Annotated in this window: 19 protein-coding genes; 9 read left to right on the forward strand and 10 right to left on the reverse strand. The window is 34.3% G+C overall.

The window, feature by feature from the left end; translation table 11 throughout:
• Nucleotides 1-97: 97 nt before the first annotated feature.
• Nucleotides 98-1,096: a GntR family transcriptional regulator gene (locus tag O6P34_RS05400; RefSeq protein ID WP_269686304.1), complete on the reverse strand. Its 999-nt coding sequence runs from the start codon at nucleotides 1,094-1,096 to the stop codon at nucleotides 98-100.
• Between the two features lie 101 nt (nucleotides 1,097-1,197).
• Here O6P34_RS05400 and O6P34_RS05405 point away from each other — a divergent pair, with 101 nt between their 5' ends.
• The 7 genes from O6P34_RS05405 to O6P34_RS05435 all read left to right on the forward strand — a co-directional run bounded on the left by O6P34_RS05405 (nucleotide 1,198) and on the right by O6P34_RS05435 (nucleotide 11,236).
• Nucleotides 1,198-2,250, forward strand: a complete 1,053-nt coding sequence (locus tag O6P34_RS05405) for an aldose epimerase family protein (RefSeq protein WP_269686305.1) — start codon at nucleotides 1,198-1,200, stop codon at nucleotides 2,248-2,250.
• A gap of 1 nt (nucleotide 2,251) precedes the next feature.
• Nucleotides 2,252-3,304 carry a glycoside hydrolase family 53 protein gene (locus tag O6P34_RS05410; RefSeq protein ID WP_269686306.1) on the forward strand — a complete coding sequence of 351 codons (1,053 nt, stop codon included), beginning with the start codon at nucleotides 2,252-2,254 and terminating at the stop codon, nucleotides 3,302-3,304.
• 112 nt (nucleotides 3,305-3,416) lie between these two features.
• Nucleotides 3,417-5,843, forward strand: a complete 2,427-nt coding sequence (locus O6P34_RS05415) for a DUF4982 domain-containing protein (RefSeq protein ID WP_269686307.1) — start codon at nucleotides 3,417-3,419, stop codon at nucleotides 5,841-5,843.
• Between the two features lie 135 nt (nucleotides 5,844-5,978).
• Nucleotides 5,979-7,148, forward strand: a complete 1,170-nt coding sequence (galK, locus tag O6P34_RS05420) for a galactokinase (protein ID WP_269686308.1) — start codon at nucleotides 5,979-5,981, stop codon at nucleotides 7,146-7,148.
• Entirely contained in the window at nucleotides 7,148-8,200 is a 1,053-nt protein-coding gene (locus O6P34_RS05425; protein ID WP_269686309.1) for a UDP-glucose--hexose-1-phosphate uridylyltransferase, read from the forward strand. Before galK ends, O6P34_RS05425 begins: the two co-directional genes overlap by 1 nt.
• Entirely contained in the window at nucleotides 8,197-9,216 is a 1,020-nt protein-coding gene (gene galE / locus O6P34_RS05430; RefSeq protein WP_269686310.1) for a UDP-glucose 4-epimerase GalE, read from the forward strand. The genes O6P34_RS05425 and galE overlap by 4 nt, the downstream gene beginning before the upstream one ends.
• 334 nt (nucleotides 9,217-9,550) lie before the next feature.
• Nucleotides 9,551-11,236 carry a sodium/sugar symporter gene (locus O6P34_RS05435; protein WP_269686311.1) on the forward strand — a complete coding sequence of 562 codons (1,686 nt, stop codon included), beginning with the start codon at nucleotides 9,551-9,553 and terminating at the stop codon, nucleotides 11,234-11,236.
• 51 nt (nucleotides 11,237-11,287) lie between these two features.
• Here the strand turns inward: O6P34_RS05435 and O6P34_RS05440 are convergent, their stop codons facing one another.
• The 3 genes from O6P34_RS05440 to O6P34_RS05450 all read right to left on the reverse strand — a co-directional run bounded on the left by O6P34_RS05440 (nucleotide 11,288) and on the right by O6P34_RS05450 (nucleotide 14,013).
• Nucleotides 11,288-11,728: a LexA family protein gene (locus tag O6P34_RS05440; protein ID WP_269686312.1), complete on the reverse strand. Its 441-nt coding sequence runs from the start codon at nucleotides 11,726-11,728 to the stop codon at nucleotides 11,288-11,290.
• Nucleotides 11,719-12,993, reverse strand: coding sequence for a Y-family DNA polymerase (locus tag O6P34_RS05445; protein ID WP_269686313.1), 1,275 nt, complete (start codon nucleotides 12,991-12,993; stop codon nucleotides 11,719-11,721). Before O6P34_RS05445 ends, O6P34_RS05440 begins: the two co-directional genes overlap by 10 nt.
• A 147-nt stretch (nucleotides 12,994-13,140) precedes the next feature.
• Nucleotides 13,141-14,013 (reverse strand): AraC family transcriptional regulator, encoded by an 873-nt coding sequence (locus O6P34_RS05450; RefSeq protein ID WP_269686314.1) that lies wholly within the window; start codon nucleotides 14,011-14,013, stop codon nucleotides 13,141-13,143.
• Between the two features lie 186 nt (nucleotides 14,014-14,199).
• On the opposite strand from O6P34_RS05450, the gene O6P34_RS05455 reads away from it, so the two are divergent.
• Nucleotides 14,200-14,793 carry a T9SS type A sorting domain-containing protein gene (locus O6P34_RS05455; protein WP_269686315.1) on the forward strand — a complete coding sequence of 198 codons (594 nt, stop codon included), beginning with the start codon at nucleotides 14,200-14,202 and terminating at the stop codon, nucleotides 14,791-14,793.
• 60 nt (nucleotides 14,794-14,853) lie between these two features.
• On the opposite strand, the gene O6P34_RS05460 is transcribed toward O6P34_RS05455, so the two are convergent.
• On the reverse strand, nucleotides 14,854-15,846 hold the full coding sequence (locus tag O6P34_RS05460) for a Gfo/Idh/MocA family protein (protein ID WP_269686316.1): 993 nt from the start codon (nucleotides 15,844-15,846) through the stop codon (nucleotides 14,854-14,856).
• Nucleotides 15,847-16,263: 417 nt separating this feature from the next.
• On the opposite strand from O6P34_RS05460, the gene O6P34_RS05465 reads away from it, so the two are divergent.
• Nucleotides 16,264-16,932 (forward strand): hypothetical protein, encoded by a 669-nt coding sequence (locus O6P34_RS05465; RefSeq protein ID WP_269686317.1) that lies wholly within the window; start codon nucleotides 16,264-16,266, stop codon nucleotides 16,930-16,932.
• Between the two features lie 82 nt (nucleotides 16,933-17,014).
• Here the strand turns inward: O6P34_RS05465 and O6P34_RS05470 are convergent, their stop codons facing one another.
• From O6P34_RS05470 to nuoK, 5 genes are all read right to left on the reverse strand, one after another.
• On the reverse strand, nucleotides 17,015-17,731 hold the full coding sequence (locus O6P34_RS05470; RefSeq protein WP_269686318.1) for a DsbA family oxidoreductase: 717 nt from the start codon (nucleotides 17,729-17,731) through the stop codon (nucleotides 17,015-17,017).
• Nucleotides 17,732-17,885: 154 nt separating this feature from the next.
• Nucleotides 17,886-19,256, reverse strand: a complete 1,371-nt coding sequence (locus O6P34_RS05475) for an NADH-quinone oxidoreductase subunit N (protein ID WP_269686319.1) — start codon at nucleotides 19,254-19,256, stop codon at nucleotides 17,886-17,888.
• 12 nt (nucleotides 19,257-19,268) lie between these two features.
• The gene (locus O6P34_RS05480) at nucleotides 19,269-20,711 is read right to left on the reverse strand and encodes a complex I subunit 4 family protein (protein ID WP_269686320.1); all 1,443 of its coding nucleotides are present in this window, start codon (nucleotides 20,709-20,711) and stop codon (nucleotides 19,269-19,271) included.
• A gap of 9 nt (nucleotides 20,712-20,720) precedes the next feature.
• A complete protein-coding gene (gene nuoL, locus O6P34_RS05485) occupies nucleotides 20,721-22,604 on the reverse strand; it encodes an NADH-quinone oxidoreductase subunit L (RefSeq protein WP_269686321.1) in 1,884 nt (627 codons plus the stop codon).
• Between the two features lie 6 nt (nucleotides 22,605-22,610).
• Nucleotides 22,611-22,931, reverse strand: coding sequence for an NADH-quinone oxidoreductase subunit NuoK (nuoK, locus tag O6P34_RS05490; protein ID WP_269686322.1), 321 nt, complete (start codon nucleotides 22,929-22,931; stop codon nucleotides 22,611-22,613).

Below are 22,931 nucleotides of genomic sequence, written 5' to 3' on the forward strand. Positions count from 1 at the left end.
TCTTGTTATTGTAAAAAGGAAACTGCATTTATTTTGCCAATAAAAAAGAATAGTCCTATTTTATATCCTTGGCTGAAGTTTTAAAGAAGGGTAGTATTTACAGAGAATTCCGAATAATCAAGGCGCTTTTGTTTTCTATTTGTTCTTTTTTTCCTTTCAGAATCATTTGAGCCAGAATCTTTCCCATCGCTTCAAAATTTGTCGAAATAGTTGTAATTCCGTTTGCGACAATTTTTTTTAATGGGGTTTCATTATAGGAAATAATTCCAAAATCACTTCCTAATTTTAAGTCTTGAAGATTTGCTTTTTCGATTACCCGAACCAAATCCCGGTCACTCGGAATCACATAAACTTCGCCTTTATTTATTTCCCGATTCTTAAATTCAGTGATGATTTCAAAATTAAATTCGAAATTGGAACAAAAATTCTCGAATCCAATTTTCATTCCTAAAGGTTCTCGGAATCCTGGGAAAATCATAATAAGTTTTTCGTATTTATTTAATCTGGATTTCCCTTTTACCAAGCCTTCATAGATGTCTTTTTTATGATTTTGATATACGGCGGGAAAGGAATTTAGTTCAGGATTAGTCTGATCTAAGATATAAACGTCATTTACTGGTAGGGTTTCAATAATGGCAGCGGCTCCAATTAAATTGGTGGGCATTATAATGTATTTTGTGTAATTACCATTACTGTCATTGATGAGTTTTTGAAAAACCTGAAGGTTAAAATGATGAAAGAAAATATCAACCTGAACGTCTTTTCCAATGTTCTCTAAAAAGGAATTATACAGGTCTTCTTTAAAAATATTCAGTTCTTCAAAAAGTAAAAATATCCGTTGTTTTATGCTCACTTCGGTACTTTTTATATAGTATCCTTTCCCAAGAATGGCGTAGATTATCCCTCTTTTTTTCAACTCTTCGTAAGCCTGTAAAACGGTGTCTCGCGACAAAGAAAATTCAAGACAGACTTTGTTTATTGAAGGCAATCGCTCCTCTTTTTTTAAATGGCCTTCATCAATTGCTTTCTCTATTGAAAGGATAATTTGCTTGTATTTTGGGATGCCAAGATTGTTTTGAATCGAAATTATTTTCATAAATGAATGAATTTTTTCGCAAGATACAAAAACTGGTAGGTACTGGTATGTAAATGATAACAATTATTTTACTTTTGGTTTTCATATTTGATAAAAAAATAATGAAAATAAAACAGATATCACATTTAAAAGACAATTCTATAATGGAATTAATTGGTATATTGGCTGATGGAGAAATTGTTGATTCTTGTGAATTAACGAATGAAAACGGAATGCAGTTGAAGATTATTAATTATGGTGCAACGGCAACTTCTTTGAAAATCCCTTTGAAAAACGGAAAAACCGTAGACGTTGTTTTAGGATTTGATACTCTTGAAGCATATTTAAACTCGTTCGATTTAGAGAGCGCTCCTTACTTTGGCGCAACTGTAGGCAGGTATGCCGGCAGAATTAATAAGGGTGTTTTTAGTTTGAATGGAAAACTAATTCATTTAAACAAGAACAATAATGCTAATGCTTTACATGGTGGAAATATTGGCTTTAGCCAAAAAATATGGGAGATAAAAAACGTAAAAGAAGGGAAGAATCCGTCAATAACTTTAGCGTATTTTAGTCCTGATGGCGAAGAAAATTATCCAGGGGATTTATCTGCCGAAATCACCTACATGGTATCAGAAGAAAACGAATTAATTATTGAATATAAAGCCATTTCAACCGAAGATACAGTTGTGAATTTAACCCATCATAGTTATTTTAATCTGGATGGACATGATTCTGATATTTTAGACCAGGAATTAATTGTAAATTCCCAAAAAATGGTGGAGACAACCAGTGAAAATATCCCAACCGGTAGGTTTTTGGAATTAGATAATAATCCTTTCGATTTTAATGAACCTAAAAAATGTCCTTCAAAAATAGATAACACCTTTGTTTTAGAAAATGAAAATGAATTTGCGGCATCGCTTTTCAATAAAAATAATAATCTGAAAATGACCGTTTATACGAATCAGCCCGGAGTGCATATTTATGTCGGAGGAAACTGTTTTAATACCATAAAAGGAAAAGAAAATGTAGATTATCATACTTTGAGTGGTATCTGTTTTGAAACCCAAAATTTTCCGGATGCGCCCAATCACGAACATTTTCCCAGTTCTGTTTTAAAAAAAGGAGAAGTATATCATCACAAGACAATTTATAAATTTCAATCCTTTTAAGATGAAAAATTTCAAAATCATATTGCCGTTGTTACTCTCGTTTTTGTTTTTTACGTCCTGTAATTCTCAAACGAATGTGGATCAGACGCCAACACCAACACCAACGATTTCTGCTTTTGCAAAAGGAGCCGATGTGGGATGGTTGCCACAAATGGAAGCCACCGGTTATAAATTTTATGACACGGATGGTAAGCAAAAAGACTGTTTACAGCTTTTAAAAGACAGAGGAATCAATACCATTCGCCTTCGGGTTTGGGTGAATCCGTCTAATGATAAAGCGAGCGGACATTGCAGTCCTGCCGAAACCGTAACCATGGCGGTTCGTGCCAAAAAATTAGGAATGCGCATCATGATTGATTTTCATTACAGCGATTCATGGGCTGATCCAGGCAAACAAACTAAACCGGCTGCATGGGTGAATCATACTTTTTTAGAATTACAAAACGATGTTTACAATCATACTTTTGAAGTGTTAAATCTGTTGAAAGCAGCAGGAGTTACGCCGGAATGGGTACAAGTTGGTAATGAAATTCCGGGTGGAATGTTATGGCCGGATGGGAAATCTTCAAATTTTGGTCAACTCGCTAAGTTATTAAACAAAGGATACGATGCTGTTAAAGCGGTAAATACCAAGATTAAGGTAATTGTTCATGTTGATGAAGGAAATAATAACGCAAAATTCAGATGGTTTTTTGATAATGCTAAAGCAAATGCGGTAAAGTATGACGTAATTGGAATGTCATATTATCCGTATTGGATAAAAAGTGATTATAAAGTAACTATTGCAGATTTAGCCAATAATTTGAATGATATGGCTTCCAGATACGATAAAGAAGTCATGGTGGTAGAAGTAGGAGGCGATTTTACTTTGGTTCAAAATACGTATGATATGTTAGCAGCAACAATCAAAGCAGTTAAAGCAGTACCAAATAATAAAGGACTTGGCGTGATTTATTGGGAACCGCAAGGAGAAAAGAGCTGGAGCGGTTACCAGTTGAATGCGTGGCAGTCTGACGGAAAACCTTCACCAGCTTTGGATGCTTTTAAAGAATAGTTTTGATTAATAGATCTTAAAAAATAGTACCGTTCTGCCTTTTGCGGAAGCAGGAAAATATAAAGGAACAAATTGTAATTGCATGATTTTAAATAGTTATAAAGGTTTAAAAATGAAAAAATTAATACATTTTCTGGTTCTATTTTTAGCATTTACACAAATGGCTTTGTCTCAAACACGTGAAGTTAAAGTGTTAGATACCAATTGGAAATTTCAAAAAGGCGATTTTGAAGCCGCGCATAAAGTAAATTTTAATGATTCGAAATGGGAATCCGTAACCGTTCCGCATGACTGGGCAATTTACGGGCCTTTTGATAAAAATGTAGACATACAAAAAGTTGCGATTGTTCAAAACGGAGAAAAAGTAGCTACCGAAAAAACAGGACGAACTGGTGCTTTACCTCATATTGGAACAGCTTGGTATCGCAACACATTCACCTTACCTAAAGATTCAAAAGGCAAAAAAATAATTTTACTTTTTGAAGGTGCCATGAGCGAACCTCAAGTGTATTTAAACGGAAAAAAAGTGGGAGAATGGGCCTATGGGTATAGTTATTTCTATTTTGATGTTTCCCAATTGATAGAAGAAGGAGCCAACACATTATCAGTAAAATTAACCAATAAAGAATTTGCGTCTCGCTGGTATCCTGGTGCCGGTTTGTATAGAAAAGTAAGCGTTATTATAAAAAATAACGAAAGCATTGATCAATGGGGACAGTTTGTAACAACACCTTTTATCAATGAAGAATTGGCTAAGATTAACATAAAGACCAAAGCTTCTGGAGAAAATACTCGTTTAGTCACCACTATTTTTGATGCTGAAGGACACAAACTAAGTTCAGAGGAGTCGACTTTGCAATTCGGAAAGGAGTTCGATCAAAATTTAAAAGTAGAAAATCCAAAATTGTGGAGTCCTGAAACCCCTTATTTGTATAAAGCGGTTTCCCAATTGTATGTTGGAAAAGAACTGAAAGATGAAATATCAACACGTTTTGGAATTCGAGAAATAAAATACGAGGCTAATAAAGGATTTAGCCTAAATGGAAAGATAACCAAATTTAAAGGAGTTTGTCTGCATCACGATTTGGGTCCGCTTGGAGTTGCCGTAAATAAAGCCGCTTTGCGCCGGCAAATGCAGATATTAAAAGATATGGGCTGTAATGCGATTCGTAGTTCACACAATATGCCCTCTTTCGAGCAACTTGAATTGGCGGATGAAATGGGCTTTATGTTTCTAGCAGAGAGTTTTGATGAATGGGTACTACCAAAAGTAGAAAACGGCTACCATCGCTTTTTTGAGGAATATGCCGAGAAAGATATCGTGAATTTAGTGCAGGCAACAAGAAATCATCCTTCAATTGTGATGTGGAGTTCTGGAAATGAAGTGCCGGATCAATGGGGAGAAGCAGGTGTAAAAAGAGCCAAATGGTTGCAGGAAATCTTTCACAGAGAAGACCCAACACGTCCGGTAACTGTTGGTATGGATCAAGTAAAAGCAACTATGGAATCTGGTTTTGGAGCTTTGCTTGATGTTCCGGGGTTGAATTATCGGGTACATTTATATGATGAAGCCTTTTCAAAATTTCCTCAAGGGTTTATTTTAGGTTCAGAAACCGCTTCAACGGTTAGTTCCAGAGGGATTTATAAATTTCCTGTGGTTCAAGAAAAAATGAAGCAATATCCTGACTTTCAATCTTCATCTTATGATTTAGAAGCCTGTAGTTGGTCTAATGTACCAGATGAAGATTTTGTGCTTCAAGATGATAAACCTTGGGTAATTGGAGAGTTTGTTTGGACTGGTTTTGATTATTTAGGAGAACCTACGCCTTATGATGAAAGCTGGCCGTCTCGAAGTTCTTATTTTGGAATTAACGATTTAGCGGGTTTGCCTAAAGACCGTTATTATTTATACCGAAGCCGTTGGAATACAAAAGAATCCACGCTACATATCTTACCGCATTGGAATTGGGAAGGTCGTGAAGGAGAAATAACCCCCGTTTTTGTGTACACGAGTTACAATAGCGCTGAACTTTTTGTAAATGGAAAAAGTATGGGTATTCAGACGAAAAACAAAAACACTCCGCAAAATCGCTACCGCCTGATGTGGATGGATGTGAAATATGAGCCGGGAACGGTAAAAGTCGTGGCTTTTGATGACAATGGTAAAGCTGTTGCCGAAGAAGAAGTACGTACTGCCGGAAAACCTTACCAAATTGTTTTAAACGCAGACAGAAAAACAATTAGTGCCAATGGAGAAGATATATTTTTCGTAACCGTATCTGTAGTGGATGAAAATGGAATTCCTTGCCCTACGGCGACGAACCAATTAAAATTTAAGGTTACAGGAGCGGGTACTTACAGAGCGGCTTGCAATGGCGATGCTACTTCACTCGAAATGTTTCATAAAGATACCATGAAACTTTTTAGCGGAAAATTAGTAGTGCTTGTAAAATCGAAAACAACCGCAGGGGATATAAAACTTGAAGTAAAAGGTGCAGGGCTTAAAAGCGGTAAACTGACTTTGGGTTCTGTCAAATAAATAAAAAAGGGGAAGTAGTGCAACTATACTTTTGAAAACAAAAGATTTAAAAAAGGAAAATTATGGTTCAAGTATTAGGTACGGCTTTAAAATCGGATACTTTAGCAATTTCAAAATAACAGTAATTTAAAGAAAATGAACGATTTATTAATTAAAAAAACGATAGCTTTCTTTGAGGAGAGCTTTGGTTCAGCACCAAAAAAAACAGTGCTGTCTCCGGGAAGAATTAACATTATCGGAGAACATATTGACTATAATGATGGTTATGTTTTGCCGGCAGCAATTGACAAGATTATTTGTTTTGCTTTCGAAAAAAATTATACCAATACCTCAAAAATCATTGCTATAGATTTAGATGATTCGTTTGAAGTTGATTTGACAACGGACATGGAATTGACGGATAATGTATGGACCAATTATATTCGTGGAGTTATTAATCAATTGAAAATCAAAGGTTTTAAATTTGATGGATTCAATTGTGTTTTTAGCAGTAATATTCCTGTAGGTTCAGGTTTGTCTTCTTCGGCGGCATTAGAATGTGGGTTTTTGTTTGGAATCAATGAACTTTTTGACTTGAAAATAAAACCGGTAGATATTGCTTTAATGGGTCAAAGTGCGGAACATTGGGTGGGTATCAATTGCGGAATTATGGATCAGTTTTCGAGTGTCATGGGACAAGAAAACAAAGTCATAAAAATTGATTGCAGAACATTAGAATACGAATATCATAATGCTGATTTTAATGATTATTCTTTGATTTTATTCGATTCGAATGTAAAACATTCCTTGATGACATCGGCTTATAATGAAAGAAGACAGCAATGTGAAGAAGGGATTGCGATTATAAAAAGTAATTTTCCGGAGATAACTAGTTTTAGAGATTGTAACGAGCAACATGTTTTAGAATTGCAAGATGTAATGAGTGCCAATGTTTTCAAAAGATGCCTTTTTGTGGTAAAAGAAATCAAACGAGTAACTCAGGCTTGTGACGCTTTGGACAAAGGAGATATCGAAACCTTGGGTAAATTAATGTTCGAAACGCATCAAGGATTATCGGTTGATTACGAAGTAAGTTGCGCCGAATTAGACATGATTGTAGACACGCTTAAAAAGGAAGACGCCGTAGTAGGTTCCCGATTAATGGGCGGCGGTTTTGGTGGATGCACCATCAATTTGATTAAAAAAGGGCATGAAGAGCGAATTAAACAACAGCTTTCTGCACTTTACTTAGAGACTTTTGGAATAGAATTAAAAATTTACGATGTTAAAATCGGAAATGGAACATCACTTTATATCGCGAAATAATGAAAAATTTTGATATCAACGAAGATCCGCACAGACGTTATAATCCGTTAATCAACGAATGGGTTTTAGTTTCTCCACACCGTTCGAAACGTCCTTGGCAAGGGCAAAATGAAACAGTAACTTCGGATGCATTGCCAGAATATGACCCAACTTGTTATTTGTGTCCGGGAAATGTTCGTGCGAACGGAATGGTCAATCCGGACTATGAAAGTTCTTTTGTTTTTGAAAATGATTTTGCTGCTTTAAAGCAAGAAGAAATTGCTTTTGAAGAAAACAAAAATGAAACTTTTTTTAAAGCAAAACCAGAAAGAGGAATTTCTCGAGTAGTTTGCTTTTCGCCAAAACATAATTTGACCTTGCCAGAAATGCCAGCTGATGCCATTGAAAATATCATTCATACCTGGCAAAAAGAATATACGGATTTGGGTAATGTAGATTACATAAATCATGTTCAGATTTTTGAAAATAAAGGAAGTGTGATGGGTTGCAGTAATCCGCATCCACACGGTCAAATTTGGGCGCAATCGTCTTTACCAACCGAAGTAGAGAAAACGCAAAATAACTTGAAAGCTTATTTTGACAAACATAACAAAACGCTTTTAGAAGATTATGTAAAAGAAGAGTTGAAGTTAGACGAACGCATCGTTATTGAGAACGATCATTTTGTGGCATTGGTTCCTTTTTGGGCGATTTGGCCATATGAAACTATGATTGTCAGCAAACGAAATGTGAGTAAAATAACGGATTTTACAGAAACGGAAGTATCAGATTTTGCTGTTATTTTAAAACAATTGACAACCAAATATGACAATCTTTTTGAAACGTCTTTTCCTTATTCATCAGGTATTCATCAGTCGCCAACAGATGGAGAATTGCATCCGGAATGGCATTTTCACATGCATTTTTATCCGCCATTGTTGCGTTCTGCAACCGTGAAAAAATTTATGGTAGGTTACGAAATGATGGGCGAATCACAAAGAGATATTACACCGGAGAAAAGCGCTGAAATTTTGAGAGCGCAAACGAATGTACATTATAAAAAGAAGTCATGAAAATAGTAGTTACAGGAGGCTTAGGCTTCATAGGTTCGCATACGGTTGTCGAGTTACAAAATGAAAATTTTGAAGTAGTCGTGATTGATAATTTGTCTAATTCTTCTGTCGAAGTTTTGGATGGTATTGAACGCATTACAGGAAATAAACCTATTTTTGAACAAATAGATTTAAGAGACAAAGCAGCGGTTCACAGTTTTTTTAAGAAATATGATGATGTGGCCGGAGTGATTCATTTTGCAGCCTCAAAAGCAGTTGGCGAAAGCGTAAAAGAACCCTTGTTATATTATGAAAATAACATTGCTTCGCTGGTTTATATTTTGCAGGAATTGCAACAAAAACCGGAAGCTAATTTTATTTTTAGTTCTTCTTGTACGGTTTACGGTCAAGCCGAAGTGATGCCAATTGCCGAAACGACACCAATTCAGCCTGCGATGTCTCCTTATGGAAATACCAAACAAATTGGAGAAGAAATTATTACTGATGTGACCAAAGTAAGTAACATCAATGCTATTTTGTTGCGTTATTTTAATCCAATTGGGGCGCATCCGTCAGTAGAAATTGGGGAATTGCCTATTGGTGTTCCACAAAATTTAGTTCCTTTTATCACTCAAACTGGAATGGGCTTGCGTAAAGCATTATCCGTTTATGGAAATGATTATCCAACGGTTGACGGGACCTGCGTTCGTGATTACATACACGTAGTCGATTTGGCGAAAGCCCATGTCATTGCTCTGCAACGTTTGATTGACAAAAAGAATGCAGATAAATTAGAGATTTTTAATCTGGGAACTGGAACCGGAAGCTCTGTTTTGGAAGTAATTCATGCTTTTGAAAAAGTTAGCGGACAAAAATTGGTTTACAATATTGTGGAAAGAAGAGAAGGAGATGTTACTTCGGCTTACGCCAATACGGATAAAGCGAATACTGTTCTGGGCTGGAAAACCGTTTCAACTCTGGAAGAAGCTATGGATAGTGCCTGGAAATGGGAACAAAAGGTTAGAAGTAAAAACTAATTCGAAAAAAGGCTATAAATCCGGTAGGGGATTTCCTTTGATTTTTAAGATTTAATTTATTTTTCATTTATAAATGTAAAAAACACATTTATAAATGATGTAAATAAAAATTTTTATTTTACTTTTGACTTTCATAAATTCATAAAAAAATAATAAAATTAAAACACATATCACATTTTATCCTCAATTCTATAATTGAATTGTATAGTTTCAAGCGGATATTAAATGTGATTTAGGAAAACAAAAAAGAATACAGTTTGAGTATTAAAAATAAGAAATAGCAGACGACAATAATCACATTCATTATATATTAATTTTTTAAAACAAATTACCCATGAGCCAGAACCTTGCTTTTGCAGATTATGCAGTATTTATTATCTATTTTATTGTGGTGTCCGCTTACGGATATACCATTTATCGCAAGCGCGAAAAAAACGAACATGATGCCAAAGCTTATTTTCTTGCAGAAGGAACTTTGACATGGTGGGCTATTGGAGCTTCATTAATTGCTTCTAACATTTCTGCTGAACAATTTATCGGAATGAGTGGAGAGGGATTCTTTTTAGGAGTGGCTGTTGCTGCTTATGAGTGGATTGCTGCGATTGCTCTGATTATTGTTGCGGTTTGGTTTATTCCTGTTTATTTAAAAAACAAGATTTACACCATGCCTCAGTTTTTGAAAACCAGATATAACGAATCTACGGCTTTGATTATGGCTGTTTTTTGGTTGTTTTTATATGTATTTGTAAACTTAACTTCTATTTTATATTTAGGAGCTGTTGCTATTAATGGATTAGCTGGTGGAGAATATCTGCATGCTATTATGATTGGTTTGGCGCTTTTTGCCTTATTAATTTCTTTAGGAGGAATGAAAGTGGTGGCGTATACTGATGTAATTCAAGTAGCGGTTTTGATTATTGGTGGATTGGTTACTTCGTATATTGCTTTGACTACAGTTGGACAATATTTTGGAGTTGGCGAAAATGCTATTGCAGGTTTCAAAGTATTGATGGAAAAAGCTCCGGAACATTTCAAAATGATTATACCGGAACCAACTGCGACTTCTTCTCAATTAGAAATCAACAAATATCTTACTTTTCCTGGGATGATGTCTTATTTAGCGGGTATCTGGATTATCAATCTTAATTATTGGGGTTGTAATCAGTACATTACGCAAAGAGCTTTGGGAGCTGATTTACAAACTGCCCGTACTGGTATTTTGTTTGCAGGGATGTTGAAATTATTAATGCCGGTAATCGTAATGTTACCAGGTATTGCAGCTTATGTTTTATACGAAAATGGACATTTACCACAATTAGTTGGAGGAAAAGACGGAGCCTATTCTGCTATGTTAACATTCCTTCCAACAGGTTTAAAAGGATTGTCTGTTGCAGCTTTAACGGCAGCGATTGTAGCTTCTTTGGCCGGAAAAGTAAACAGTATTTCGACTATTTATACATTAGACGTGCATAAAAAATACATTCAAAAAAATGCTACCGACAGAGCTCAGGTAAATATCGGAAGATATGCTGTTTTTGCTGCAATGCTTCTTGCGGTTATGTTTACTTGGAATGATTTACTTGGAATTGGTGGTGTAGGTGGATTTACATACATTCAAAAATATACAGGATTTATTAGTCCTGGTGTATTTGCTATGTTCTTCCTTGGAATGTTCTGGAAAAGAACAACTGGTACAGCTGCGATTGTTGGTGTAATTGCCGGTTTCTTATTGTCAGTTCTATTCAATGAACTTGCACCTTCATTGTTCGGAAATGAGACATTGTTGTATACGGCTTACGCCAATGGAAAAGGTGGTTTCGAAATACCATTCCATATTTGTATGGGATTATCATTTGTGTTTACCATGCTTCTTATGATTGCCATAAGTTTTGCCGGACCAAAAGTGAATCCGAAAGCATTTGAACTAGATACTGAAATGTTTAAGGTAAAACCGCAAACAACAGTATTAATTGTAATAACACTATTGATTATTTTTGCTTTGTACGTTAAGTTCTGGTAAAAATTAATAGACTTACTTTATTGAAAAGTGTGAAACTGAATTCGTTTAGTTTCACACTTTTTTTATGACATAAGTTACGATTCCCCAAATGATAAGTTGGTTTTCTTCGGTGACTTTTATGGGAGAATAATTGGAGTTTTCCGGCATCAGGTACAAACAGTCTTTTTCGAGTTGAATGCGTTTTACGGTAAATTCTCCGTCAATAAAACAAATAGCAATTTTGTTGTTTTTTGGTTCTAAACTACGATCAACAACCAGAACATCTTTGTCATTTATACCGGCATCTATCATTGAATTTCCTTTGACTTTGATGTAAAAAGTAGCCAGTGGATTATCGCTTAATACTTTATTTAAATCAATATTAGATTCCATAAAATCAGCAGCAGGCGATGGAAATCCTGCCGAAACCCCTTCCTTAATAAAAGGAATTTGCATGTCGCTTTCAAAATCGGGGCGATAGAAGGTTAGCTTAGGTACTTTTTTTATAGACATTTTATTTCGAGAATCTGGTTAAAATTAGTACTGTATCTTGGTGACAAATGATTCTGATTCATATTCCAGGTTAAGCTTAAATTCTGGGTGGCCAATTTTACTTTTTTATCTCCAATTTTTTTATTCAGATGATCCATTGCTTTCATTAAAGCCAGATGTTTCGGATTTTCTTCTTCAAATAATTGCAGTTGTTTTTTGTTTTCATCAATAAGCTCTGTCACAATAACGCCGGCTTTTTTGAACTTTATATTTTCATTTCCTTGATGCAATTTTTTCAGCATTGCTATAGCTGTATTCGAAATCGTTAAGGTTGAATTGGTGGCATAAGGCAAAGTTACAGCCATATTAAAATAATATTTTGAAGCTTGTATCGAATGTCGGTCAATTACTAATAGTACAATTATAGTATGACAGCAGGTGTTTTGCTTTCTCAATTTCTCTGCGCAAACGGCTGCAAAAGTGGCTACTCGTTCCCTGAGTAAATCAAAATCAGCAATTTGTTTTGGGAAGCTTCGGGTGATAGCAATACTTTTCTTTTGGTCTGCAACAGGTTCTAAGTTTAAAACTGATTTTCCTTCTAATTCACATTTTAGACGAAGACCAATAACACCCATTTCTTTTTTAATCCAACTTTCGTGTTGCGGTTGTATGAAGTCAAATGCAGTATTAATATTTCTAAGTTTTGCTTTTTTTGTTGTTCGGTAACCAATGCCCCAAACGTCTTCAATTTTTGTCCACTTCAGGGCTTTGATTCGTTTTTCTTCGCTGTCAATTACATAAACGCCTTTTGTCCTGTTTTGAAATTTCTTAGCAATTTTATTGGCTACTTTTGACAATGCCTTTGTTTCGGCAAAGCCAATACAAACCGGAATTCCAACCCATTTTTGTACGCGGGTTTTCATCTGAAGTCCGTAATCTTCATAATCTAGGATGTTGAGACCGTCAAAATTCAAAAAGGCTTCGTCGATGCTGTAGATTTCAACATTGGGTGTAAATTGATTTAAAATAGCCATAACACGATTACTTAAATCACCGTACAGCGCATAATTAGAAGAGAAAACCTGAATCTTTTTTTCTTTCACCAAGTCTCTAATTTTGAATATTGGCGCACCCATAGGAACTCCTGCAGCTTTAGCTTCGTCGCTTCTTGAAATCACACAGCCATCATTATTGGATAATATGGCAACTGGTTTTCCTACGAATTGAGGTTGAAAAACCCTTTCGCAGGAAGCATAAAAATTATTACAATCGACTAAAGCATACATGCTGTAAAATTACGGAATCGTGTCGTATGGTTTTGGAAAACGAAAGTTAATTTTTGGAACTGTTGATAAGTAAAACAGATTCAATTTTAAGAAATATAAATCAATTTTGCAACATATATTAGTATTGAAGGAAATAGAGTTGTTCTATTATTTCAATACTGAGCGCAGTTCCTGACGGTATTGTGAAGCACTTTTCCCCGTAAACTCTTTGAATGATTTATTAAAATAACTGAAATTGTTAAATCCGCTTTCGTAACAAATTTCCGTGATGCTTATGGGTTTTTCGGCCAGTAGCTTTGATGCATGAACCAAGCGGTAATCATTCACAAATTTGGTAAACGTTTTATTAGTAATTTTTTTGAAATACCGACAAAAAGAAGGCACAGTCATACTCACCAAAACAGCAACTTCCTCTAAGGTGATGGCTTCTTGAAAATGATCTTTCACATGATTGAAAACAGTATTAATTCGGTCGTTATCCTGCATTTGCATTTCCATAGAAAATCCCTCGGCGTTGAGTACTTTAAATTCTTCGGATAATTCCAGTTCATTTAAGATGGCTAGTAAGCTCAATAGTTTCTCTAATTGCGACTGGCCATCCATAGCTTCAATTTTGTGGCCTATTATTTTCTTGGTTTCTCCACCAAATGCTATTCCTGCTTTGGCTTGATCAAATAGGTTTCGAATATTTTTCATTTCTGAAATATCAAAAAAATCATTTCCCAGAAAGTCCGGTTTCATTTGAATCACGGTTTCATTTGTGTTGCCGGTTTGTTCATTAGTGAATCCACAGTGCGGCAAATTACTTCCAATTAATATAAGGTCGCCGTCATTATAATAGGAAACATGGCTTCCTACTTGTCGTTTGCCGGAGCCTCCGTTTATATAAACCAATTCGATTTCGGGATGATAATGCCAGAGGTGCGCTTTGCTATTGGCATTTTCTACATATTTAGAAAACGAAAAGGAACTACCAAAAGATGGTGTTATGATTTCTAAGGTTGGTTGTATTACTTTCATAATTCCATAAGTTTAGAATTTGGATAAAATTAACCAAAATAGATGTAATATTGTCATATTTTAACCTAAAACGTTTTCGTAAAAGGTAATATAGAACACAAAATGGGAAATACTGTGTTATAGATGATTGATCTATTGCTCTAAATTTGTAACAGATAAAAGATTATAAATCTAAAAAGAACGATTATGAAAAATTTTTTAAAACTTAGTTTAATATTTGCTTTAATATTAACTGCTATTAGTGCACAAGCTGGAGAAGCTGATTTTTCACTTAACGTGAAAAAAGAGAAAGGAAAAACAGTAAGTTTTGCTTTAAATGAAGTAAAAAATATTGAGTTATCTATTTATGATACAAGCGATAAATTAATTCATACAGAACGTATTAGCTCAAATGGTCATATTAATAGAACTTACGATCTTGCTGCTTTACCTGAAGGAACATATTATTTAGAAGCAGAAACAGAAATGAAAATTGCAAAATATGCAATTACAGTTGTTGGTGAAACAGCTACATTATCTGATTTAGCGCTTTCTGAAGTATACAAACCAATAGTGTTAAACAATAATGGGAAAGTGTCGTTAAGTATTTTAAATTTAGACAAATCTCCAGTTAGTGTTTTGATTTACGATACGGATGGGAATGAGGTTTACAACAATGTTTTTGAAGGACAACAAACTGTAGACAAGTTTTTTGATATAACTAGTGTACCACGTGAGAAGTATACTTTTGTAATGTCATATGATAATAAAACATTTACTGAAACAGTAGCTGTAAGATAGTTATTAAAATAAAATTGTAGTAATTAAAACAGCTCTTTAACGGAGCTGTTTTTTTTGTTTTCATATATTTCCTGTTATTTTATCCATAACCCAGTTGGTATGGGCTGCTGTAAAACCATTTGATGGATGTGTGCTATTACCTAATAGATGTTCCCTCATTTGTTGTACATGATACAACTGAATATTCTCTGGATGCTCTATGTCTAAAGCAGTTTCTCCTTCTTCGTTAGAAAGGACTAAAGGGATATTTTCAAAAACAGAGAAGATTATTTTACCTTTACTGCCATAAATTTCTACTTTATCTTCTCGTTCATAGCAACCAAAATTCCAACTTCCGGTTCCGGTGACTCCAGTTTCATGAGCCCAACAAGCTGTCACTGCATCTTTGGATGAATACAAACCTTGCTGATTGAGACTTATACCGGAAACCTCTTTTATATTTCCTAAAAGATGAATAAACAAATCTAATCCATGACTGGCCAAATCATCAAAATAACCTCCAGTAGCGATCTCAGAGTCAGTTCTCCAATTGTATGTTCCTGATTTATCTTGCTCAGAAGTTGGTTTGCTCAAATGCCATCGTATATGCCTGATTTCACCAATGCTGTTGGTATCAAGCCATTTTTTTATTTGTTCAAAGCGAGGAAGTGTGCGCCTGTAATAGGCAACAAATAAAGGGATATTTTTTTCTTCAAAAGCTTCATAAATGCTAATACAATCTTGGTAATTTGGTGCCAAAGGTTTTTCGATACAGCAAATTTTTCCGGCTATTGCCACTTTAAGTCCGTAATATTTATGAGTATCTGGTGGCGTTGCAATATATATGGCATCTATATCAGTATCATTAATTAAGTCATCGGCATTAGTATAATATTTCTGTATGCCATGTCTTTTAGCATAATCGGCAGCTTTATCAGCATCTCTTCGCATTACTGCTTCAATTTTAAAACCTTCCGTTTTCTGGTATGCGGGGCCACTTTTTACTTCAGTAACATTACCACATCCTATTATTCCCCAACGAATTATTTTTGGACTTTCACTTTTGTTAATCATTTTTTATAGTTTTTCATATCCTTTTGCAAACAAAATAGTCTGTTCGGTATAAAGTAAATTTAAAGATTTATAGGTAAAGACAAAACATTCATCAAGGTTATTTCTCCATGGTCAGCAATAAAAAATGATTTCTAATTTTAGTTCTTTTCATTCTTAACAATAAGAAAAAATATTCGTAAAGAGAAGGTATTCTTAAAAAAAACATAAATAGTCTTTTCTTAAAAATGATATTTCGTATTTATTTTTGTTTTTTAATAAATTGATATTGAGTGTTTTAAATACCTAAAACCTGTTTGTAATTCATAAGTATGAAACGGGTATTCAAAATTTTGGCACGCTACTTGGATATACCGAATCAAATAAATATAGCGAAAGCCGAAAAGCTCAAGAGTAGGCAAAACATAAATTGTATTGATTATGAAAAAAATTACCTTTTTAGTAGCTAGTATCTTTCTTATTGGAAGTGGTGTAGCGAATGCAACAGAAAAAACCAATTTTTCTCATGAGAGAGGATTGCCTGTTGATGTTAGAAATGCGGAACCAATTGTATTCACCGAAAGAGGAATCGAGTTTTTTGTGTTTCCTGACGGACAATTTGATTTTAATACACGCCCATCAAGTGGTAACGATATGTATTATAAATCAACAAAAGCGAAAGTTGTAAATAGAACATATGGTGCGCCTTCAAATTCTCGAAACCAAAATTACGGTATAAAAGTGCAACATGATAATTCAGGAAAAGTAAGACGTATTGGAAATGTATTTATTAACTACGATGCATATAATAGAATTAAACGAGTTGGTTCAGTATATATGTCTTACAATCGTTTTGCTTTAGAACAAGTTGGCGGATTACAAATTATTTATAATCGTCGTGGTCAAATTGTTGATTTTATTGGGAACGTAAAAGGACGTAGAGCCTATGAATACAGCCAAAACAATTATGGCAATAATGATCAGGATTATGGAAATAACCAAAATTCAAATGATGAGGATCAATACTATTATAGAACTACAGGAGCAAAAACTAAGGTTCAAAGTACAAAAGTAACCGGGAGTTTAGATATTAGAGTAGATAAAAGATAATAATTTTGTATAATTGGTTAGTTAAAAAGTCCCGTTGGTATTGGTATCAACGGGACTTTTGTTTTAAGTTATTTCTTGTTTTTTAGTCACAACCATTAATGTCACAACTATTCTCGGCATTTGTATTTAATACCGTTATTTTCGATTCAAAATTTCCTTCTTCCCACACTTTTTCTAATGTTTTCAAGAAAGTAGTTGCGTGTTGCGCTCCGGAAACAGCATATTTATTATCGAAAACAAAAAAAGGAACACCTTGCACGCCAATTGAATTAGCTTCTTTGATATCCTCTTTTACTTCTTTTGCGAAAGCATCAGAATGTAATACGTTTTGAATTTCTTCGGTCTCCAGTCCAACTTCTAGTCCTAATGCGGTTAATGTGTTTAAATCATTAACGTTCTTTCCTTCGGTCAAATAGGCCTTAAACAATAATTCTTCTAAGTTATTTGCCAAATCGTACTTTTTTGCTAAATGCAACAAACGATGTGCATGAAATGAATTGGCTAAAATTGCTTTTTCAAAATGAAAATCCAATCCGGCATTTTTTGCATTTTGGGTCATGTTATCGAGCATTTCTTGTGCCCAATCCTTGTCTTTTCTATACTTTTCTGCTAGATGTTCTACCATGTTGTCCTCAGGAGTTGCAATGAAACCAGCATCTAATTGAAAGCTTTTCCATTCAATAGTAACAGAATCTTTATGCTCAAAATGTTGAAGTGCTTCTTCAATTCTTCTTTTTCCTATGTAACAAAACGGACACATGATATCCGACCAGATTTGTATGTTTAATGTGTTTTGCATGAACTGAAAAATTATTTTTGTTGTAAAATTGAGTTATAATCACAAAACTAATCAATTCGGTTTGTAGCTTTTGTACTTTTAAGTTTTTTTTAATAAACCAAAAAACCATCAAAATTACTCTTGATGGTTTTTTTATATTTTATTAAAAAGGATTTTATCCTAATATATCCAATACTAATGAAGGAAATAAACCAATGATGATATTCAAAGCAATTGCAACAACAGCGACCGCATAAATCATAAAAGGTCTTCCGGTTCTTTCTTCATTTGGTTCTTTGGTATACATCGCTAAAATTAATTTGAAGTAGTATCCAACACTGATGATAGAATTGATTACTGCTACAATAACCAGAGCAATATATCCATCTTGAATGGTTTGACTGAATAAAACTAACTTAGCAAAGAATCCTGCAAAAATTGGAATTCCAGCCATAGAGAGTAAAGATGCAGTTAGGATAGCGGCCAATAAAGGATTGCTTTTTCCTAATCCGTGGAAATTGGTAATATCTTCGTTGTCTCTGTTTTTACAAACGTATAAAATTACGCTGAAAGCAGCGATTCCAGCTAATGAATAAGCAGATGTGTAATATAATAAACTACCCGCAGAGGTAGATAAACTCAATAAAGTCATTAACATAAAACCAGCGTGAGAAATCCCTGAAAATGCCAACATACGTTTGACATTGACTTGTCTTAAAGCCATGATGTTTCCAACGGTCATTGAAGTCATAGAAATAACTACAACTACAATTTTAAATGCTTCTGAAATATCGGCATTCATAACTGATAATAATTTGTACAAAGTTGCCATTGCAACTACTTTGGCTAATGTACTCATCAATGCTGTTGTCAAAGCTGGCGAACCTTCATATACATCTGGTGCCCAGAAATGAAAAGGAACTGCGGCGATTTTGAAAAACATTCCAATAGTCAATAAAGCAATTCCAATTGGAAACCAAATTGGTAATTCAGCTGATTGTGATAATTCACTGATTTCAATTACATCAAAACTTCCCATTGCTCCGTAAATTAAACAAATACCAAACAATAAAATTCCAGAGGCAAAAGATCCCATAAGGAAATATTTCATTCCGGCTTCGTTACTTTTTAAATTCAATCGGTCGCTTGCCGCTAAAATGTATAAGGAAATAGATAAAACTTCGATTCCTAAGAAGAACATAGCTAAGTTTCCAAAAGAAACCATAGCAACGGCTCCTGCCAATAAAAATACTTTTATGGCAATAAAATCAGAAATTTTATTTTGATGATTTTCGTAGAAATTATGTCCTAAACCTACCAAAAATATAGTAAGTACAATAAATAATGAAGAGAAAGCAGTCGAGAACTTACTTACAGTAATCATGTTATTGTAGTAACTTTCGGTTGAATTAAATTCGGATACTGTTAGTCCAAGAACCGCAAGCAGTCCGATAATTGTTACCGGAACAATGGCTTTTCTTAAATTAAAAATTTCAAATAAAAGGCATAAAACACCTAATCCTATTATAGCTATTAATGTATTCATTTTTTATTTGACTTAGTTAATTCTGTTTATTTGTGTTAAAATTTCTTGAAGACTTGGTGTAATCAAATCTACGATTGGTTTTGGATACAATCCAAAAAAGAATAAAACGGCAATGATGAGCACCAAAGTGATTCCTTCATTTGCGGTAACATCTGCGAATAATTTTGAATTAGTTTCCCCCAACATGGCATATTGAAACATTTTCAACATATAATACGCTCCTAAAATAATGGTTGTTCCCCCTAAAATGGCAAACCAAATATTTATTTGTGAAAGGCTGTACAATACGGTGAATTCTCCAACAAAGTTAAAAGTAGATGGTAAAGCTACAGAAGCTAGAACCAATATTAAAAACATAGAAGTAAATTTTGGAGATTGAGCACGAATTCCGCCCATTTCTGCAATTACTCTTGTTTCGTATCTTCTAAAAATAATTTCAGCTACAAAGAACAAACCAACGACTACAAAACCGTGAGCAATCATTTGTAAAACCGCTCCGTTTAAACCGTCTAAAGTTAAAGTGTACGTTCCGGCAGCAATTAATCCAACGTGAGCTAGTGAAGAGTATGCCAATAATTTTTTCAAATCTTTTTGTCTCAAAGCTACGATTGAACCATAAATAACACCGGCAATTCCTATAGCAATGAATATAAACATATATTCTTTTGCAGCTAATGGTGCCAAAGGTAATTGCCAACGGATTACACTGTATAATCCCATTTTAAGCATAATTCCTGACAAAAGCATAGTTCCAACTGTTGGTGCTTTTTGGTAAACTTTTGCTTGCCAAGTATGAAATGGAATCAAAGGAATTTTGATAGCATATGCTAAAAAGAAAGCTAAGAAAATCCATAATTGTTCAGCAGCTGATAAGTTGATTTTGTATAAATCTTCTATAAGGAAACTACCTGCTTTTTGGTACAAATAAACAAACGCCACTAGCATGAATAAAGAACCTGCCAGGGTGTAGATAAAGAATTTTACTACTGCTTTTTTACGTTCTTCAGCATCTCCGTTACCCCAAATTAAAGCGATAAAGTAAATAGGAATCAATGATAATTCCCAGAATATGTAATATAAAAGTCCATCAGCAGCTAAGAACGTTCCTGCCATAGCAAATGCCATGAAAAGAATTAAAGCATAAAAAGCTTTTGCATTTTTATAATCATTCCCAAAAGAAGAAAATATAATTATTGGAGTCAAAGCAGTTGTCAATAAAAGCATGGCTAATGATAATCCATCCGCTTTTAAGGCAAAAGAAACATTCGGTTTAGTAATCCATTGGTTGATTAAACTGATATTTTCGCCTAAATTGTAGTGGTTTAATACTACAATTGAACAGCCTAAAGCCGCTAAGCTGAAGAACAAAGCTACTTTCGAAGCAAACTTATCACCGGCTATATAAGTGGTAAAAGCACCAACCAAAAGAATAATTAATATAAGAGATACATTCATAGTATTAAATTATTGAGCTAAAAATAAATAGGAAATAATGGCGCAAAGCCCTAAAACAAAAGCAAAAAGGTATAATCCAACACTTCCGTTCTGTATTTTTTTACCTTGAAAACTGATTTCGTTGGTTACTTTTCCTAATCCAAAAACCAATGCAGATAATGCGGTTTCTACATCGTCTCTAAAGAAACGAGATAATCCTTTTACCGATTTTACAAATAAATAGTCATAGATTTCATCTACATAATATTTGTTGTACAACACTTTTGTGATTCCTGTAATTTCAGCATCTGCATCAGGAAGAGTGTTTTGTTTAATGTATTTGATGTATGCAATTACTATCCCAACTAAACCTCCGATAACAGCGATTGCCATTAAAATATATTCGGTTATCCCTAAATGGTGTTCTGCCGAAGCTAATTTTGGCAAAATAGGAGTTAAATAACCGTTCAGCCAACTGTGTCCAGGTAAACTGATGATTCCTCCAATAGTAGCAAGGATTGCCAAAATGATTAAAGGAAATGTAATTAAAGCAGGACTTTCATGCAAATGATGTTTTTGTTCTTCGGTACCTCTAAATTCTTTAAAGAATGTCAAGAATATCAATCGGAACATATAAAATGCTGTCATAATTGAAGCAATAGAAGCGACAATCCATAACGGAATGTTATGATGAAAAGCCACTAATAAAATTTCGTCTTTTGAGAAAAATCCTGAGAACAAAGGAACTCCAGAAATTGCCAAAGAAGAAATTAACATGGTTGCATAGGTTATTGGCATTACTTTTTTCAATCCACCCATTTTGCGCATGTCTTGTTCTCCATGTAAAGCGTGAATCACAGAACCTGAACCCAAGAACAAACAAGCTTTGAAGAAAGCATGTGTGATTACGTGGAAAACAGCTACTTCATAAGCGCCTAATCCTAAAGCTAAAAACATTAATCCCAATTGAGATACAGTAGAATAAGCTAATACTTTTTTGATGTCATTTTGTACTAAACCAATAGTTGCAGCAACCAATGCCGTTATAGCTCCAACAATTGCAATTATATTTTGAACATCTGGTGTCAAATCAAACAAAAAGTTCAATCGTGTAATCATAAAAATACCCGCGGTAACCATTGTCGCTGCGTGAATCAAAGCCGAAACTGGTGTTGGTCCAGCCATTGCATCCGGCAACCAAGTGTATAATGGAATTTGTGCTGATTTTCCACAAGCTCCAATAAACAGTGCAAAAGCGGCAGCAGAAAGCCAATACATATTAAGGTCAGTTGCACCAGCAATTGCCGTTTTTAAAGTAGCATAATCTAATGTAGAAAATAAATGTCCAAGAATAAATATTCCGATTAACAATCCTAAATCTCCAATACGGTTCATAATGAATGCCTTTTTTGCAGCATCATTAAATTCTTGGTTTTTATACCAAAATCCAATTAGTAAGTAGGAGCAAAGACCAACGCCTTCCCAACCAATGAACATCACTAATAAATTACTTCCGATAACTAACGTAATCATGAAGAATACAAACAAATTCAAATACGCAAAGAACTTATGCATATTTTCATCGTCGTGCATGTAACTGATAGAATATAAATGAATCAATGATCCAATTCCGGTTACAAAAAGCAGCCATAAAATAGACAATTGATCTAAAAGAAAGCCAAAATCTAATTTGAAAGTACTGATTTGAATCCATTCAAAAAGAGAAACTTGTATTCCTGCAGGATTTGATGAAATCCCTCCGAAAAAATATAAAGTTGCAGCAAAAGAAACCACAACCGAAAGGGTTCCGATAATTCCTGAAACCGATTTCCCAAGGCTCTTTCCAAAGAAAACATTGGTTAAAAATCCTAAAAAAGGAGCAAGAACTAAAACTAAAGCTATATTGGTATTCATTTCCATTTATCCTTTTAAGTTTTTTAAATTATCGATACTAATCGAACCTGAATTTCTGAATATCGACACTAAAATTGCTAATCCTACAGCAACTTCCGCCGCAGCAACAGCCATCGAGAAAAACACGAAAACCTGTCCTTGTGCATCTTGGTGATAGGTCGAAAAAGCCACAAACAATAAGTTTACCGCATTCAACATAATTTCGATAGACATGAAAACGATAATGGCATTTCGTCTGTATAAAACTCCAAAGATTCCAATACAAAAAAGGATAATGCTCAGGAAGATATAATTTTCTATACCAATTTGATTTAAAATATTATTCAT

It is taken from the genome of Flavobacterium lacustre, assembly GCF_027474525.2.
Taxonomy (GTDB): Bacteria; Bacteroidota; Bacteroidia; order Flavobacteriales; family Flavobacteriaceae; genus Flavobacterium; species Flavobacterium lacustre.